Here is a 15630-nt window from a genome sequence, read left to right as displayed (position 1 = left end):
GTTCTCGCAGTGTAACCGCTGCGGCAAGTGGAGTAAATGAAGCAAACTCCATTGAAAAGGCGAAGCTCGCTGCAAGCTAAAACCAGGCTGAGCAGTCGAGCTTCGTTAAAGTCCCGGGGAAGGATTAAAGCCAAAAGTAAAAAGAAGAAACCGGGGCGCTTATATGGTGATGAGTTAATAGAACTCTATGAATTCATTTGGAAGAGGGATAAAAAGCGCTGCATTTATTGTGGCCGGCCGATTCCGCAAGGTACGATACCACACCATGAGAAGCCAAAGGGCCGGGGTGGTAAGGACCGGAAAGAAGACATGGTAATGCTATGCCAGGATGCGCCGGTGAACCCGTGCCACTACCGGCGGCATAATGGGCCTGATAGCCAAGAGCTACGGCAGTTTTGTTTGGATTATCTTTATAAACGGTATCCGGATACGAAGTGAGGATTGTTTCTATGAAAGCAAGGGTATTAGTAACATTGGACTGTCCGCGTTCCTGTGAGGGATGCTGCAATGATAATTTGACTCTAAATAATATAGCGGCGCTATCAAGCATTGATCAGCTGCTGCAGTACGATGAAGTGATTATATCAGGCGGGGAGCCAATGCTTATACCTGAAAAGGTAATTGAATTTTGCCAAACTCTGCGCGGGATGAATTATTCTGGGCTGATTTATATGTACTCTGCATTGTATAATCATACGTTGCGCGAGGTGTATGTTGAACTGCTAAGGCGCTCAACTGGAGGGTTTAAGGCGCTATTAAATGGTTTGCATTTCACGGTTCACAACGAAGCCGGGGATAAGGAAATAAACGAATTAAAGCAGCTATCTAAGTTCTTGCAAATATTCTCTGATAGGCAGCTGCGGCTTGCGATTGATGGCCGGTTATATGAACGATATGACTTTTCGAATATTGATTTTTCGGCATGGGATGTTGTGCGGAAACTGCAATGGAAAGATGATTGTCCGTTACCGATAGGGGAAGAGTTGTTTTTATACAAGTTATAGCGAGGGCAAAGTATGACACTAGAAGAAGTGCAAAAGTCAGTTATGGCGCTCCGTGGAGTCTATGCGGCAATAGCAGCGCTTGAGAATCAAACAATTACATCGAAAGAATTTATATTAAAGAAACTGCAATATATTTCAGCTGTGAAGGTTAGAGTTGGCGAGTTGGCTGGTGAAGCACTGGAAATAAGTAAAATGGCAGAAGGAGATCGCAAATCTGATACTGCCAGTGAATGGACTAAAAGGCACTTAGATTATATTGAAACAAAAAAGTCTTTTACTGCTAAGCAGCTGGATATGGAAGCGGAAGCGGCAATGCGACAAAAGCGCCGGGATGAGGCTGCTGCTGCCGGAACATATGAGAAACTTAAAAATCTCCGAGCAGACCTTGAAGCCGTGGAAAACACTTTGAAATTCAAAGGGCGTATGCTTTACGGGGATTGGAAAGATTCAAATTAAGGGGATTTCGACGTGCTGGATAATCAAATTTTAAGAGTATGTGGTACCTGTAAGTATTGGAAAGTGCCGGTGCTGGGCGAAGTAATGCCAAGAGTACCTTCTTGCTTAAAGTGTGGTTCCAATATAGAACGTCCTGGATGGAAACCAAAGGAGAAAGGAGTTAGATAATTGTGGAATGGCCGACGGCAGTTACTATTGTTGGACTAGCAATAAGTTCTCCTGTTTGGGTTGGCACTGCTTTTTTTCTGATTATGTTAATTATTGCATTTTTAATCGTAATATGTGCTTTGCCGGTATACGCATTTAAGAGGCTAAAAGATAAGTACATTAAAAAGAAAGCCCAGAATAAGGCAGAGGCCAAATGAAACCGTTAACATGGGATGAAATGAATGAACAAGATAAGCAGGCTGCTGAATGGTTGCTTAATTTCCCTGATAAGCGCAAAGCTTATTTTGAAAGCATGGCAAAGATGTACAACACGAATGGTGAATATGCAAGCGAAGTGGCTGCAACATTGTACACCGGTATGCCAAAAGGTTCAGATGTTGGCCGTCCAGCCGAGGATAAGGCAATTGGCCTGGTTGAATTAAGTCAGCAAAACATTTGGATCATGACGATTGAAGATGTATATAAGGTGCTCTCACCTAAAAAGCTTATATTTCTGGAAGCTCGGCGTCAGGCTGAAATAACCTATTATGATGCAAAACAGGGGCGGCCGGGATGGGTTGCTGAGACGGCAAAGCAATATTGCAACTTGATCGAGAAGCAATATGGTTATTATCATTTGCCAGCTGAGAAGACGGTCAAAAGCTGGTGGAAGGATGTCATTAATATCACGGTTAGAGTTGCGCAACGTAGGGGGTGCCTGTAATGCCGAAGTGTTCAAGATGCGGTGAGGACATTAATTTAACTCCTGAATACCGGTATGCCAATGATCAGATGTTCCGTAGTGTAGTAGATGTTCTGGTGGGACTGATTGAATCGAATCAACTTACTCCCGTTGAAATAAGAGAAGCAGCTAATCATGCTGCGTACCGACATGAATGTCTAAAAACGGCAAGGTGGCATCAAGAAACGATGAGGCCAATAAAATACTGATGGAGGAACAGCATATGCAAAGGTTTTGGGCCAGCTGGTACTCTGGTAATTATGCTGATGAAGGTTGCACTAAGCCTCCTTTTAAATTCTGGATAAGCGGATACAGTGATCGAAACGACGATTCCGGCCGTGATGATTGTGCAATTTGTGCGGTAATTGATGCGACAGATGAGGAAGCAGTGTGGAGGGTAGTTGAGAAACACTTCCCGGATTTCAAGAAGCGGTTCTGTGATAAAAAGGAAGCTGATTATGTTCCAGGTGGAAGATTTCAATAAAAATGTTTTAGGGTACCCCAAAACCCCTATGTAACTAAGATATACTGGGTTTGTGAGAGTATAGCCGATAGCTTATTTCGCTTTCGCGGGGATTGAGCAGCCTTCGTGAAAGGTACCTCCTCCTTTTTTATATATGGTGCCAGTAGGGGATGGCTGGCACCGATGTAAGTTGCCGAAAGGATGATATATATGAATACGTTTGAAAAGGTAAGAGAAGTTATAGTCGATTGCCTTTGTGTGGATGAAGTAGATGTGACTATGGACGCTAAACTTATTGAGGATCTTGGTGCCGATTCACTGGATCTGGCGGGGCTCTTCATGGAGTTGGAAGTAGTGCCGGATGAAGAGGCCGAAAAACTTAAAACAGTTGGCCAGGTTGTTGAATATATCGATAAGCGGCAAACCTCAAAATGATAAGGTGTTCAAAAGTGCAGGATGGTCTGTATCTTGTCAAAGAAGATGATAAACTAATCGGCATTATCTTTTTAGCTAATGAGGCGCATAGAGAACGCGGTGACAGATATGTCCTTGATGTTCCGGTGTACAACCTCGGGGCCATGGTGCAACTGAATACCAAGAAGATACCGGGGAGCCTGGAACAAGTTGCTGTAAATGATCTTATGGCCTGGTTGGAAGCAAAGATAAATCCAGACCAATAAACAGTAAGCGCCCCATATGCCGTGTATATCTGCATTGCTTTGAAGCCTCAGGTTTAGGTCTGGGGGGAAGATGTAGAAGCAGCGGATAAGAAAGTCGCGGCATATGCTGCAAATAAAGCGCCGGACAATGAGAGAGTGTACATGCCGGTACCGCTCATTCCGGCGAACCCCTTGGGGGTTAAGAATGTAGGGATATAGCCAAGCAAGGTAAGGCAAGCGGCTGTTAACCGCTTATGCACTGGTTCGAGTCCAGTTATCCCTGCCAAATGGAGTGATGGTGAAATGGTATCACGCTCGGCCGTAACCCGACAGTCCTAGGTTCGACTCCTAGTCGCTCCACCAAAACATTTAACGGAGGTTAAAATGAACGTAGCGTCTAAGCAGCAAGAAAAAACTGATAAGATCAAAGATCCTGTTAAAAAGCAAAGGATCATAAGCCCAATGATATTCAAGCATTTTGAGTATGTGCCGTCCGAATAGGGCGGCATTATTATTTATCGGGGGAAAAAGAAATGAGCGAACGCACATGTTACGACAAGACTTGCCCGTATTACTCTTCTGATTATCATGAATGTGGCCGGCAGCATCATATGCCGTGTAAAGATAGGAGGAAAGAGCCTAATGGAGCAAGTGCAAGGGAGATTTCAAGTCGTCGGGAATCGAATCGGCCAACTGGTAGATCAAAAGGATAAAGCCTACGGTGAGGCCATAACGACGGTAGAGGGTATACTGTGCATTCTGTACCCGAACGGGATAAGCTTAGACCAATTCAAAGATGCTCTAATCATAGTGCGCATCTTAGATAAGTTCAGCAGGATAGCCAAAGGGGACATTAGGGCATTCGGCGAGAATCCTTGGGCAGATTGTGCGGGGTATTCGCTACAGGGTGTGGCCCGTTATGAGGCAGACGATAAAGCATAAGGATGAGCGCTTATGTTCGATAAAGGGGACCATGTAATTGTACCGGTAAAGGGAGTAATCTTAAAAAGACGCAACAAGGCCCAAATGGAAGCAGCAGGAAAAAAGCGCTTCGACATAAAGCTCGAGCTTAACTTGGTGTATGAAGATGATACTCCCTGTGACATTGAGACTATTATCATAAAAGACTATGACACTGAAGATATACAGTGTTATGACTGTGAAATATCTCCGGCGCTGCGGGAATTAGCCAGCAAGGTTATCTCGAAGATGCCGGATTTGTGGTTTATAGATGAGTATATAGGCCGCGAGAACATTGCTTATGTACTCAGTTACGAGCCTAAAACGGACAGGGCAACAGGCAAGATGGTTCATGCTGACTGTCGTAAGGTAAAGCCGCCTTTCAGGGCATTTATGGATTATCAGTACATAATTACGGTGTACGAGCCGCATGTAGATTATATGAGTGAGGCACAGATGGCCTTATTGATGTGGCATGAGCTCAAGCATATACCGATGTCCGGCAAGCTGGTACCGCATGATGTCGAAGACTTCCGTGCAATTATTGAAACATATGGAATACATTGGTCAGCGCCTGATGCTGATATTCCGAACATATTGGCAGGTGATGATGATGACAAAGCAAAAGGTAGAAGGTCAAGAAAAGGTAAGCAAGGCTAAGCGGAAGAAGCCGGGGAACACAAGAAATACCCGAAAGAAACCGGCAGATAAGGTTGCTGCGGATACTCCGGTTGACGTAATGAAAAGTAATGAATGGGTTCCTCACGCGAAGCAAATAGCGATTGCTCGATTACTTGTTAATCCTGAAAATCGCGGGACCAAAGAGCAAAAAGCGAAGGATGCCGGGATTACCTATAAAACTTTGTGGGTTTGGATGCAAGATCCGAACTTTGTTGCTTATCTCAACAGCCTTATTAATCAGTATACGGATGCCGAGACGGCAGAGGTTTGGAAAGCGCTTATTCGTAAGGCGAAGATGGGCGATGTTTCGGCTATTAAGCTGTTTTTTGAAATGAAAGGCATGTACAAGGAGCAGAAGAAGGTCGAACATACTGGTGAGGGCGGTGGCCCTATTGATACTGAGCTTAGAATCGTAATTGATTACGGCGATGGTGGGGACGATGGCTGAAACTGTCGTTCAGTTTAATCCTATATTTCGGGAATTTAACAGAACGCGGTGCCGGTATCGATGCGCTAAAGGCAGCGCCGGTAGCGGTAAGTCGGTAAATATAGCGCAGGATTATATACTGAAGCTCATGGACCCAAAGAACGCTGGTGCGAATTTACTGGTAGTCAGGAAGATCGATGAATCACACCGGGACAGTACCTATGCTGAGTTAAAAGCTGCAATCAACAGGATTTGTGGCAAACTTGCATCTGTATTGTGGACCGTTCGGCAAAGTCCAATGGAAATTGTCTGTAATCGGACAGGTAATAAGATCATTTTTCGTGGTATGAAAGATGATAGCCAGCGTGAAAAAATTAAGTCAGTAAGCTTTGAATTTGGCAAATTAGTTTTCATATGGGTAGAAGAAGCAACGGAGCTCGATGAGTCCGATGTTGATATTTTAGATGATCGGCTGCGCGGCATTTTGCTTAACCCGAACCTATATTACCAGATGACGTTTAGCTTTAACCCAGTCAGCGCTTCGCATTGGATTAAAGCCAAATACTTTGATATAACCAGTCCTGATATATTCACTCATCACAGCACTTATAAGGATAACCGGTTTATTGATGAAGCGTATTACCGGCGTATGGAGCTTAGGAAGCTGCAAGATCCAGAAGGCTACAAGGTATATGGTGAAGGCGAATGGGGAATCACCGGCGGCCGCTTTTACGATATGTGGTCAAGTTCCCTGCATGTTTGTAAGCCTTTTGCCATTCCGCGAGAGTGGACAAGATTCCGAGCGATGGACTGGGGCAGCTATCATCCTTATTCTGTTGGATGGTATGCGGTTGATTATGACAGTCGCTTGTGGAAATACCGTGAGCTATATGGGTATGGAGGCAAGGCCAATGTAGGTACCAAAGAAACGGCTAAACAGGTTGCATTAAAGATTGCTCAAGCTGAAAAAGAAGATTTGCCTATGTCCTATGCAGTATTGGATAGTGCTTGTTGGAATAAAACCGGCACAGAGGGTCCGACAGTCGCAGAGGAAATTAACAACGTCTTGTCTGAAAAGAGCAAGACTCTTTTTATTCCCTCTACTAAAGGTCGTGAAGCTGGCGCTGAGCAGGTAAAAATCCGTCTAACCGGTTACACCGATAAAGAGGGTAAGCAGATACCGGGGATTACTTTCTTTGAAACCTGCTTCCATACAATCAGGACATTTCCAATGCTGACACATGATAAGCATAATCCTGAAAAGGTTGATACCAATGGTGAGGATCATGCCTTTGATGAAACGATGTATGCATGTACATCCCGGCCGTGGACTCCGGATAAACCGAAGGAAAAAGAGAAACGCGATAAATACCGCGGTGAATCAGAATCGCGCAGCTGGATGGCGGTTTAATTCATTTTGGTGCATAAAAGTATCAAAATTCCCGACGTAGTAAAAATTCATTAGTATAAATATGCAAAAGGAAGTGGTTGTTCGTGCCAAAGGTTTTCAAAATTCCGGTTGAAGTGGATGCAGAACTTTATCAACTGGGGATGGAGGATGGTTTTAAGCCAGAAGAAGGTTGTTATAGTGAGTTTGGTGTTGATCTTAGTGGGTGTTCTCGGCAGGAAAACCAGGGGTGCGGGGGATGTAAATGTTTTCGTCCGTATATTGCAACGCGTGAGGGGCCTATTTTTATTAGTCCAGATGACCATATCATTACCGGAGTAGAAGGTGAACGTTATGCTATTAAGCCTGGTATCTATGCAAAAACATATCGGGAAGTTGGCGATAGGCCAATTTTAACAGTTCGGGTCTGCTGGCATGATAACAATGTAACTGATTTTGATTGCAAAAGTGTTGAAGATTATTCTGATTGCTATGTTTTAAAAGGCGATAATGGCTACCAGACAAGCGTACCTAAGGGTGGCGTTCGGTATATAACGCAAAAAGAGAAGGTGAAGAAAGTTGAATCCGATCCTACATGAGCGTTGCGGCATGTGCAGCCGGAAGCTGAAGACACAAAAGTCGAAAGAAGAAGGGCTTGGCCCGGTGTGCGCAAAGAAAGCTGCTGAGCGTAAGGCAAGTGAGCAAGCTGCAGATGGGTAAACGTCGGGAGTTATGTTGTACTAGGGAGCAATGTGCAAGGTATGCTCCTAATTCCGGCTTAGAAAGATGGCCGGATAATAATCATGTGTGCAAAGTGAATAGGAGCCCTAAGGTAGCAAATTGTCCTCAAAGGGTTAAACAACATTAAGCCGCTCCAATATTAGGGCGGTTATTATATTTCAACAAAGGAGCGAAAATGAATGTCTGAAGAAAAGCATGTTAAACTGCAACATGACCTGCTTACGAGCAAATACACTGAGGTTTATCACGAACCTACGGAATTGATGCAGTTTGGAGCACCCCATTGTTTTACTGTAATTGCAAGCAATAAGGATGGTTCAGGTACTCCGTTAGCGGAGATTCACTTCCAAGAAGGTCCTATTAAAGAACGTGGAGTTAATGGTGTCAACCATGAGGATTTGATTGCAATGATCATCTGCCGACTGGAACATTACCAGAAGGGGCCGTTTGCCTGCCGGGATAACGCAGTAGCCATTACTAAACTGGAAGAGGCTTTGTTGTGGTTGCGCAAACGTACAATTGGCCGTGAGAATCGCGGAGTAGAGGGAATGAATAAGGTATAACGCAATAAAGGGTGATGAATATGCAAAATGATGGAAACACACGAAACCCTTTGCATCATGGTGACTTAATTATCACAGTGGGATTACCGTTAAGCGGGAAAAGTACACTAGTCGAAAAATGCTCACGCTTTACGGCCAAAGTTGCGGTTGTTTGTCCAGACACGATCAGGTTAGCTATGCATGGTAATCAGTTTATTGATTTAGCTGAACCGTTTGTGTGGGCTACAGCCCAGATCATGGCCAGAACACTACTAAAACAAGGATACACAGTCATTATTGATGCAACTAATACTACTGTTGAACGGCGTAAGATGTGGCGGCACATAGCCTGGGAGTTTGGTAAGACTCTGGTTATTTATAATGTTGATACGACGGGAGACGTTTGCCGCGAAAGGAATCGAGCCATTTCACGGCTGGATGAAAAAATTATTAATCGGATGGAGAAGCAATTGCAAGTACCAACTTCTGATGAGGGAATTATGTTTTCGTCTGAGGATGTAGAAAAACATTTGCGGTTGTTTTTAAAGTGACAGGAGGAATTACTATGAAATGTCCAAAGTGCCAGGGTGTTAGGGTATCTACCGAAAGAAGGCCTAATGGAAATAATATCTGCGGCAGCTGCGGTCATACGTGGCCAAATGGTCCAGCCGCTGCCGTAAGTTTAAATGCAAGCAAAGTAAGTTTAACTCAGGAAGATATCGACAAGGCCATTGTATCTGAAGAGTATATCAAAATGGGGAAGAAAACAGTCGTGTGCTTGTTAACCCTTAAGAATGGTTTTGAAATCGTCGGTACCGGCAGTTGTGTTGATCCGGCCAACTTCGATATGGCGATTGGCAAGACATATGCAAGGGAAGATGCTGCCAGTCAAATTTGGAAGTTAGAAGGTTATCATTTGCAGTGCCAGCATCCGGCTAGTCGGTAAATGAAAGATTTAGAGGTTAATTTAATAAGCGGACATGTACTGTATTTTACCAATGTAAAAGATGAAGAGGCTAAAGCGGTATATGACAAGTTTATTAATAAAATTGATGGCCTCATTGAGCTTAGGGATTGTGAGGGCAAAACCGGCTTTGAAATGAAAAATGTAAATGTTGTTTGTGTACTGGAGCCTAAGCTGTTAAACAAAATAGGTTTTCTTTCATGAAATAGACCGTCAAAGATGGTTTATATTTTAAACGCAAATTAAGGAGTGAAACAAACATGGAATTGATTAAAGTATCGTCTAATTCAGTACCTGGTAAAGTAGCTGGTGCAATTGCTGGTGCAGTGCGTGGGCAAGGAAAGGCAGTGGTGCAAGGAATCGGTGCTGGTGCAGTAAACCAGGCGGTCAAAGCAATTGCCATTGCGCGAGGTTTTTTAGCGCCGCAAGGAGTTGACTTGGTGTGTATCCCGGGTTTTGCTAACACGGAAATTGACGGCGAAGAAAGGTCTGCAATTCGCTTTACGGTTAAAAACGGCTAATAGGCCGTTTATTTTATTTTGTGGGTGGTGGTCTGGGTGGTAACGTTAAATCCGGAAGAAGAACAGGCTTTTAGGAAATGGTACGGTGATACTATCAATGGTATTGCGATAAAGACTGGCTTTCAACTTGATCCTAACCCTGATAGCCCAGACCATCATTACGATTACCGTGGATTCTATAAAGCGCAACAGGCTGGAGATCCTGCTGCACAAACATCCGTTCAATCTGATGGCTTGGTGCATTTCACATCACCATGGAAACTGCCGGACCATCCCACCTATAAGTACAAAACACTTCTTGACCTTTTCATACAAAGCAAGTACGATCCTGCGGCTTCTGATAACGAAGTGCAGGAGGTCAGTAAGCATAGCATTGTAAATCCTGAACTGGTTCAGGAGTATTTGCGGTCCAATAATCGTAAAGGTGGAGGTGGTTGAGTTTGTTTGCTGTTCCTATGGAAGATACAGTAGAAAGTGACCATAGCCCGGAATTTATGCGATACCGCGACGAATTTAGAGCGAGTGTCGATAAGGATAGAGACTGGCGAGTTGAGGCCAGAGAAGACATTGAGTTTTTCTGCGGCAAACAGTGGGATGATCGAGATCGGCAAATCCTTAATGAACAAGGCAGGCCGACGCTGACGATTAACCGGATAAAGCCGCTCATCAATTTGCTTTCTGGTTATCAAAGGCTGAACCGGTTTGAACCGGAGTTTTTGCCGAGAACTAAGAATGACATTGATCTATGTTCAGTGCGCAAGGGTGTCACCAAGTACATTATGGACCAGTGCGATTATGCCAGTGTTGAGTCGGCCGTATTCCTTGATGGTTCGATTTGCGGGCGTGGCTGGTTCGAGGTATGTTATGACTGGGATTATGCTTCGCTTGATGGTGATATCAAGATAAAGCGTGTTTCCCCTATGGATATATATCCAGATCCTGAATCTGTGGCGCCGGATTATTCCGACGCTAAATTTCTTTTCCGGTGTAAATGGGCAGACAAAGACGAGCTCAAAGCTGTATACCCGCAGCATGCCGATATCATTGACTTTACGACGAATGAGTATGACCGGGCTGAAGATATTACATTAGTGGGCTTGGAACCGTTATGGTACCAAAAGAACACGCATAAACTGAGGCTGGTTGAACGCTGGGGGCGGCGTACTGAATCTCAGCAATACTACTTAGTCGTGATCGATGGGAAAGAAAGTTTGCTCAAAAAGGAAGAGATCACGGTTGATCATTTTGTTTCCGGTCAGGTAAAACGGCCGGTGAGCTTGCCGATTACAAAGACTTATTGCACCGTGTTTATAGGTGAGCATGTTCTTGAAGAAAAGGAATCTCCTTATGAGCATGGCATGTTTCCGTATGTTCCCTTTATTGCTTATTATCTTGGTGAGGGTGATATTCCGGCCGGTGTTGTTCGTGATATTAAGGACCCACAGCGAGAAGTAAATAAGCGCCGTAGTCAATCCCTACATATACTCGGTACTCAGGCTAATAGTGGCTGGATTCATGAAGAGGGCGTTTTCGATGCTAAACAAAAATCGAACGTCCGCAAATTCGGCTCTATGCCTGGTGTCATGATCGAAACGAAGCCGGGGATGATGACTAAGCTGCAGCGTATTAATCCTCCGAATCCACCGGTGGGGCTGTTTCAAGCTGAGCAGGAAGCTGTGCAGGATATACGGGATATATCGGGCATTAATGAAGGAATGCTTGGTACTGATATCTCGCAATCGGCAAGCGGCAAGGCGATCGAGCTCCGGCAGAGACAGGCTGTTACTCATATTGGAGCGCTCTTTGATAATCTTCGCCGTGCAAAACAGCAGATACTGTTCATTATGTGGGGCAAGCGTGGCAAGAAGGGGTTAGTGCAACAGTACTATACGGATGAGAAAACGTTTAGAATCGTGGGGGATAATGGCGAACAGGATTTCATTACGATCAATCAAAGGGTCCAAGTAGAAGATCCTATATTGGGTGTCATACATAAGACGCTCAATGACCTGAGTGTAGGCGAGTTTGATATTGTTGTGTCTGATACGCCAAGCACTGCTACACAGCGCCAAAGCCAATTCTGGGCGCTTGTTGATGCTATATCTAAGCTTGGTATACCTGGTGATATGGTATTTGACATGCTGATTGATATGTCCGATATTCCGAATCGGGAAGAAATTAAGAAGCGCTGGATGGAAAGGCAGCAAGCTCAACAAGAGGCTGGCCAACAAACTCCAATTAAGCTAACTGGGAATATCAACATAAAGGACATTCCTCCGGAAGCGCAGGCTCAAATGCTTGCTAGGATCGGCATTGAATTACCTATACAGCAACAGAATCCGTTTGTTCCTGTTCTTCAGCAGTTGCCGCCTCAAGTGATAATGGCCATAAGCCAGATGGGGCCGCAAGAATTGTATGGGGCGATTAAAATGTTATTTGGACAGATGCCGCCAGAAATACAGGCTCAGGTCGGGCAAATGATTCAAGGAATACCCCCTGAGCAAGTCATCCAGATGTTCCATGATGCTGCCGTGCAGGTAAGTAGTGCTGCCGGTGGAAGCCAACCGCAGGTGCCGCAACAGGTGCAGCAGCGTCCCAACCCACAAACCATGACTCAGCCGGCCGTCAGGGAAATGCTAAGCGCGGCCCAAATAGGTATGTAAGTATTGACGGCGAATAGCCGTTATTTTTATTGCAGGAGTGATTCGAATTGGACAGAGTGCTTAACTCATCTACGGTCAATCAAGCCGGTTCAGTGATTCGAGATTTGCAACTATACGGTGCTGCAAATCCGTTTACATTGCTGGCAAAAGCATCTAGCGATGAGCAAGGGTTTATGAAAACGACTAAAGTTATGAATCTTCCGGGAGGTTGTCTCGTTCAGACGGAGACGCAACAGCGTAATTTTGACGGCAGCTATGCCTTGTCACAGGCACTATGTTTTGTGCCCTTCGTTCATATTGATAAAGATGCCGAACCTCGCCAAATGGTGGCGATTGAACCTTTTGGACTGCCTACTGGGGGAATGGGTCCCGGTAGTATTACGTTAAGTGGTGAAGAAGGAGTGAATAGTGTTGAAACAAAACGGTCAGGAAAAAACACCGGTAAAGAATCGGCGGCGCGGAAACAGCGAGAAGCCGAGGCTGGAGGGCAAACAGGATCTACAACCGGAACCGATACAGCTGGAGAATCAACTGAAGGAGCAAGCAACGCCAAATAATGAAGAAGTAAACGAATGTTTAGCAGATATTGATGCTTCGCGGTTCAAAGCTATCCGCGATTGCGGTACAGCCTTGACATTCATTACTGAACGCCTGGCAAAAGGCAGCGCGGTAGATCATCCATTGCTTGGACAGGTGGAAAAAACCATTGAGATGTGCGATAAGTTTAACCTTATTGCTGTGAGATATTGCTCACTGGCTGAAGCGGTTGAAACAGAAACAAACGAAGAAGTGGCGATTGAAGAGACTGACAAATAAGTTAGTCTCTTTTTATTATGCGATAGTAGCGGCGTTACAGCAACGACATGGCTTAGTATACCCCGTGACTAAGCCAATATCTTTAAGCGGGAATTTCGTGCCGCCGACGTTATGGGCGCAAGGAGGATTTGAAATATGCCTAATGATGATGTAGTAATACCTGAAGAATTGGAAGGTATCTCAAGGGAAATAGCACTTGAAATTATGCAAGAAGCTGCAGAGTTGAAATCTTCAACAAAAACGGAAACCAAACAACCTGAAGACAAACAGTCAAATGTGGCTGCGCCTGCTGCCACTACGTTAACTGAAACCAATGTTCAGACCACTCAACCTGAGGTAAAAGCGCCGGAATCCACCGGGGCCTCTGCTCCCGTTACCACGCAGAGTACGGATACTGGCGATGATAAAGACAAAATGGTCCCATTGGCTGCGCTTCACGATGAAAGACGTAAGCGCCAGGAAAACGATAAGAAGTTAGCAGCATTGGAAGCCGAACTTCAGGAATTAAAAGCTGCGAGAGTTCAACAGCCGCAAGTTCTTCCATCACAACAGCCGGTGCAGACTCCTTTAAGTGGGCAACAAACGCCCGGGCAGCAGCAACCGGTTACAGAAGATTCAAAGCAACAATCTAGTAACTATCGTAAGCAATTGATCCAAGCTGCAAAAGAACGATTTAAAGAAGAAAACGGCAGAGAACCTGATATTTACGGCAATGAAGATGACAATGCAGAAATATCGATCCTGGTTAACGAGTTGCATAGCAATGTTATGGCTGAGGCAAATCGTTTGCAAAGTGAACGTCAATTAGTTGTAAATACCTATCAGGAATTTGCCACAAGGGAAACTGCAAAGCCTGAATATAACGATGTTTGGAATTACATGGTTAATCAAGTCGCCAAGATGCCGCCAGCGCTGCAGCAATCCTTTACACAAGCCTTTGAAAAGGCAAGCAGTGGTACGGGTACGATGTCAGATGTTATGGCTGTGCAAACTCTTTGGAACAATTCCAAACTGATGTGGGAAGCCGAACAAAAGGCAAAGGCTACTGAGTCGGCTACAACCGAATCTGCACCGACTCAACAAACGACTGCTGCACCCGCCCCGGCACCTGCAGCACCTTCGCCAGCGACCACTACAACCGCACCGGTTACGGTCCCGGCGCAACCACAAGCAATGAGTCTTGAACAAAAATTAAATGAAATTGAGAAGCACCCCAGAGTGAATCAAGTCAATGGTGGTAATTTGCAAGCCGGTCCGTCTGTGGCCGACTTAGAGCGAATGCTCCAAGAGACTGATTGGGATAAAATACCGTCCGAGTATCGCGATATGCTGCTTGGTGGATAACCAATCTTTGATTCCTCCGCGTGGTGCATTTTTTATTACCAAATTTGTATTTAACGGAGGATGTTAATATGGCTGAAACTGTAATTCCTGCGGCGCTTCGAGAGAAAGCGTGGGCAAAAGATACCTGGACGGCAGCAATTAAAGAAAGCTTTTTCGCTAACTTTATGGGCAAAACGTCTGATTCCTTAATTCAAATTAAGGAAGAATTGAAGAAAGAAGCTGGTGACCAAATCACCATTTCCCTGCGCATGCCGCTCTTAGGTGCTGGCGTAGAAGATGATGATATGCTTGAAGGTAATGAAGAAGCTATGCAATACTATGACTTCTCTGTGCAGATTAAGCAGCTTCGTCATGCAGTAAAACTGAAAGGCAAGATGGAAGAAAAGCGAACGGCGAAGAATTTACGTGCAGAAGCGAAAGATGCACTGAAAGACTGGTATACCGAAAAGATTGACAGCATGATTTTTGCTGCATTGGCTGCAAGCCCTTCGGCTCGTCGGACTATTTATGCTGGCAGTGTAACGGCTGAGAATGCCATTACTGATGCAGATAAATTCAGCACAGCTGTTATTTCTAAAGCAAAACGTTCAGCATCCAAACGCGTTGTTTATAACACGACGCATGTACTTCCTAAAATTCGGCCATTAAAAGTTAATGGTAAAAAAGCGTATATCATGCTCATTACATTGGAGCAACTGCGCGATCTTCGTAATGATCCTGTTTGGATTGCCGCGCAAGAAAATGCAAATGTCCGCGGCGAAGACAACCCCATTCTATCCGGATCTGAGGGTATCTATGATGGCGTAATTATTTATGCACATGAGAGCGTGCTGGTAACTACGACTGGTGCCTCCGGAGCGAATGTAGGACATGCTATGCTGCTTGGTGCTCAGGCCGGTGCCTTTGCTGTCGGCGGCGAACAAGAGTGGAATGAAGAAACATTCGACTACAAAAACAAGACTGGATTTGAAGTTGGCTCTATTTTTGGTATTGCAAAATCTAAGTTTGATTCTGAAGACTTTGCAGTTATCCATGTGCTTACCGGTAACAAAGCTGACTAGTAATGAAAATGGCCAGGGTTTAAAGCCCTGGCCTATTTGCTATATAGGTGGT

At 44.8% G+C, this 15630-nt stretch carries 25 protein-coding genes and 2 tRNA genes; all 27 read left to right on the top strand.

What is annotated here, in order from left to right; genetic code table 11:
• Positions 1 to 36 precede the first annotated feature (36 nt).
• The 27 genes from EV210_RS00860 to EV210_RS00740 all read left to right on the top strand — a co-directional run bounded on the left by EV210_RS00860 (position 37) and on the right by EV210_RS00740 (position 15578).
• Positions 37 to 438, top strand: coding sequence for an HNH endonuclease (locus tag EV210_RS00860; protein WP_132074129.1), 402 nt, complete (start codon positions 37 to 39; stop codon positions 436 to 438).
• A gap of 11 nt (positions 439 to 449) precedes the next feature.
• Positions 450 to 1004, top strand: a complete 555-nt coding sequence (locus EV210_RS00855) for a 4Fe-4S cluster-binding domain-containing protein (RefSeq protein ID WP_132074126.1) — start codon at positions 450 to 452, stop codon at positions 1002 to 1004.
• Between the two features lie 12 nt (positions 1005 to 1016).
• On the top strand, positions 1017 to 1460 hold the full coding sequence (locus tag EV210_RS00850; RefSeq protein WP_132074123.1) for a hypothetical protein: 444 nt from the start codon (positions 1017 to 1019) through the stop codon (positions 1458 to 1460).
• A gap of 361 nt (positions 1461 to 1821) precedes the next feature.
• Positions 1822 to 2331 carry a hypothetical protein gene (locus tag EV210_RS00845; protein WP_132074120.1) on the top strand — a complete coding sequence of 170 codons (510 nt, stop codon included), beginning with the start codon at positions 1822 to 1824 and terminating at the stop codon, positions 2329 to 2331.
• Complete coding sequence (locus EV210_RS00840) at positions 2331 to 2558, top strand: hypothetical protein (RefSeq protein WP_132074117.1); 228 nt, start codon at positions 2331 to 2333, stop codon at positions 2556 to 2558. Before EV210_RS00845 ends, EV210_RS00840 begins: the two co-directional genes overlap by 1 nt.
• A gap of 14 nt (positions 2559 to 2572) precedes the next feature.
• Positions 2573 to 2833, top strand: a complete 261-nt coding sequence (locus EV210_RS00835; RefSeq protein WP_132074114.1) for a hypothetical protein — start codon at positions 2573 to 2575, stop codon at positions 2831 to 2833.
• A gap of 189 nt (positions 2834 to 3022) precedes the next feature.
• Positions 3023 to 3247, top strand: coding sequence for an acyl carrier protein (gene acpP / locus EV210_RS00830; RefSeq protein ID WP_132074111.1), 225 nt, complete (start codon positions 3023 to 3025; stop codon positions 3245 to 3247).
• Between the two features lie 14 nt (positions 3248 to 3261).
• Complete coding sequence (locus EV210_RS00825; RefSeq protein ID WP_132074108.1) at positions 3262 to 3492, top strand: hypothetical protein; 231 nt, start codon at positions 3262 to 3264, stop codon at positions 3490 to 3492.
• A 188-nt stretch (positions 3493 to 3680) separates the two neighbouring features.
• Positions 3681 to 3757, top strand: a tRNA-Asn gene (locus EV210_RS00820).
• 3 nt (positions 3758 to 3760) lie between these two features.
• A tRNA-Tyr gene (locus EV210_RS00815) sits at positions 3761 to 3834 on the top strand.
• Between the two features lie 279 nt (positions 3835 to 4113).
• The gene (locus tag EV210_RS00810) at positions 4114 to 4413 is read left to right on the top strand and encodes a hypothetical protein (RefSeq protein WP_132074105.1); all 300 of its coding nucleotides are present in this window, start codon (positions 4114 to 4116) and stop codon (positions 4411 to 4413) included.
• Between the two features lie 12 nt (positions 4414 to 4425).
• The gene (locus EV210_RS22430; protein WP_165898742.1) at positions 4426 to 5091 is read left to right on the top strand and encodes a putative metallopeptidase; all 666 of its coding nucleotides are present in this window, start codon (positions 4426 to 4428) and stop codon (positions 5089 to 5091) included.
• Positions 5045 to 5560, top strand: a complete 516-nt coding sequence (locus tag EV210_RS00805) for a phBC6A51 family helix-turn-helix protein (protein ID WP_165898741.1) — start codon at positions 5045 to 5047, stop codon at positions 5558 to 5560. Before EV210_RS22430 ends, EV210_RS00805 begins: the two co-directional genes overlap by 47 nt.
• Entirely contained in the window at positions 5553 to 6950 is a 1398-nt protein-coding gene (locus tag EV210_RS00800; RefSeq protein WP_132074099.1) for a PBSX family phage terminase large subunit, read from the top strand. The genes EV210_RS00805 and EV210_RS00800 overlap by 8 nt, the downstream gene beginning before the upstream one ends.
• Before the next feature lie 83 nt (positions 6951 to 7033).
• A complete protein-coding gene (locus EV210_RS00795; RefSeq protein ID WP_132074095.1) occupies positions 7034 to 7525 on the top strand; it encodes a hypothetical protein in 492 nt (163 codons plus the stop codon).
• Positions 7506 to 7646, top strand: a complete 141-nt coding sequence (locus EV210_RS22425; RefSeq protein ID WP_165898740.1) for a DUF6011 domain-containing protein — start codon at positions 7506 to 7508, stop codon at positions 7644 to 7646. Before EV210_RS00795 ends, EV210_RS22425 begins: the two co-directional genes overlap by 20 nt.
• Before the next feature lie 200 nt (positions 7647 to 7846).
• On the top strand, positions 7847 to 8230 hold the full coding sequence (locus tag EV210_RS00790) for an Acb2/Tad1 domain-containing protein (protein WP_132074092.1): 384 nt from the start codon (positions 7847 to 7849) through the stop codon (positions 8228 to 8230).
• Between the two features lie 20 nt (positions 8231 to 8250).
• The gene (locus tag EV210_RS00785; protein WP_165898739.1) at positions 8251 to 8760 is read left to right on the top strand and encodes an ATP-binding protein; all 510 of its coding nucleotides are present in this window, start codon (positions 8251 to 8253) and stop codon (positions 8758 to 8760) included.
• Between the two features lie 14 nt (positions 8761 to 8774).
• Positions 8775 to 9155: a Gp49 family protein gene (locus tag EV210_RS00780; RefSeq protein WP_132074086.1), complete on the top strand. Its 381-nt coding sequence runs from the start codon at positions 8775 to 8777 to the stop codon at positions 9153 to 9155.
• The gene (locus EV210_RS00775; protein WP_132074084.1) at positions 9156 to 9377 is read left to right on the top strand and encodes a hypothetical protein; all 222 of its coding nucleotides are present in this window, start codon (positions 9156 to 9158) and stop codon (positions 9375 to 9377) included.
• Between the two features lie 56 nt (positions 9378 to 9433).
• A complete protein-coding gene (locus EV210_RS00770) occupies positions 9434 to 9694 on the top strand; it encodes a stage V sporulation protein S (RefSeq protein ID WP_132074081.1) in 261 nt (86 codons plus the stop codon).
• A 36-nt stretch (positions 9695 to 9730) separates the two neighbouring features.
• A complete protein-coding gene (locus EV210_RS00765; RefSeq protein WP_132074078.1) occupies positions 9731 to 10132 on the top strand; it encodes a hypothetical protein in 402 nt (133 codons plus the stop codon).
• Positions 10129 to 12357 (top strand): portal protein, encoded by a 2229-nt coding sequence (locus EV210_RS00760; RefSeq protein ID WP_132074075.1) that lies wholly within the window; start codon positions 10129 to 10131, stop codon positions 12355 to 12357. The genes EV210_RS00765 and EV210_RS00760 overlap by 4 nt, the downstream gene beginning before the upstream one ends.
• Positions 12358 to 12404: 47 nt before the next feature.
• Positions 12405 to 12914: a hypothetical protein gene (locus EV210_RS00755; protein WP_132074072.1), complete on the top strand. Its 510-nt coding sequence runs from the start codon at positions 12405 to 12407 to the stop codon at positions 12912 to 12914.
• A gap of 73 nt (positions 12915 to 12987) precedes the next feature.
• On the top strand, positions 12988 to 13173 hold the full coding sequence (locus EV210_RS22420) for a hypothetical protein (RefSeq protein ID WP_165898738.1): 186 nt from the start codon (positions 12988 to 12990) through the stop codon (positions 13171 to 13173).
• A 135-nt stretch (positions 13174 to 13308) separates the two neighbouring features.
• Complete coding sequence (locus EV210_RS00745) at positions 13309 to 14517, top strand: hypothetical protein (protein WP_132074066.1); 1209 nt, start codon at positions 13309 to 13311, stop codon at positions 14515 to 14517.
• A 68-nt stretch (positions 14518 to 14585) separates the two neighbouring features.
• The gene (locus EV210_RS00740) at positions 14586 to 15578 is read left to right on the top strand and encodes a N4-gp56 family major capsid protein (RefSeq protein ID WP_132074064.1); all 993 of its coding nucleotides are present in this window, start codon (positions 14586 to 14588) and stop codon (positions 15576 to 15578) included.
• The last annotated feature ends 52 nt before the right edge of the window (positions 15579 to 15630 follow it).

It is taken from the genome of Anaerospora hongkongensis (assembly GCF_004339805.1).
GTDB classification, from domain to species: domain Bacteria; phylum Bacillota; class Negativicutes; order Sporomusales; family DSM-15969; genus Anaerospora; species Anaerospora hongkongensis.
The sequence above is the reverse complement of the archived record's forward strand: the minus strand, read 5'-3'. Positions and strand labels throughout refer to the sequence as shown.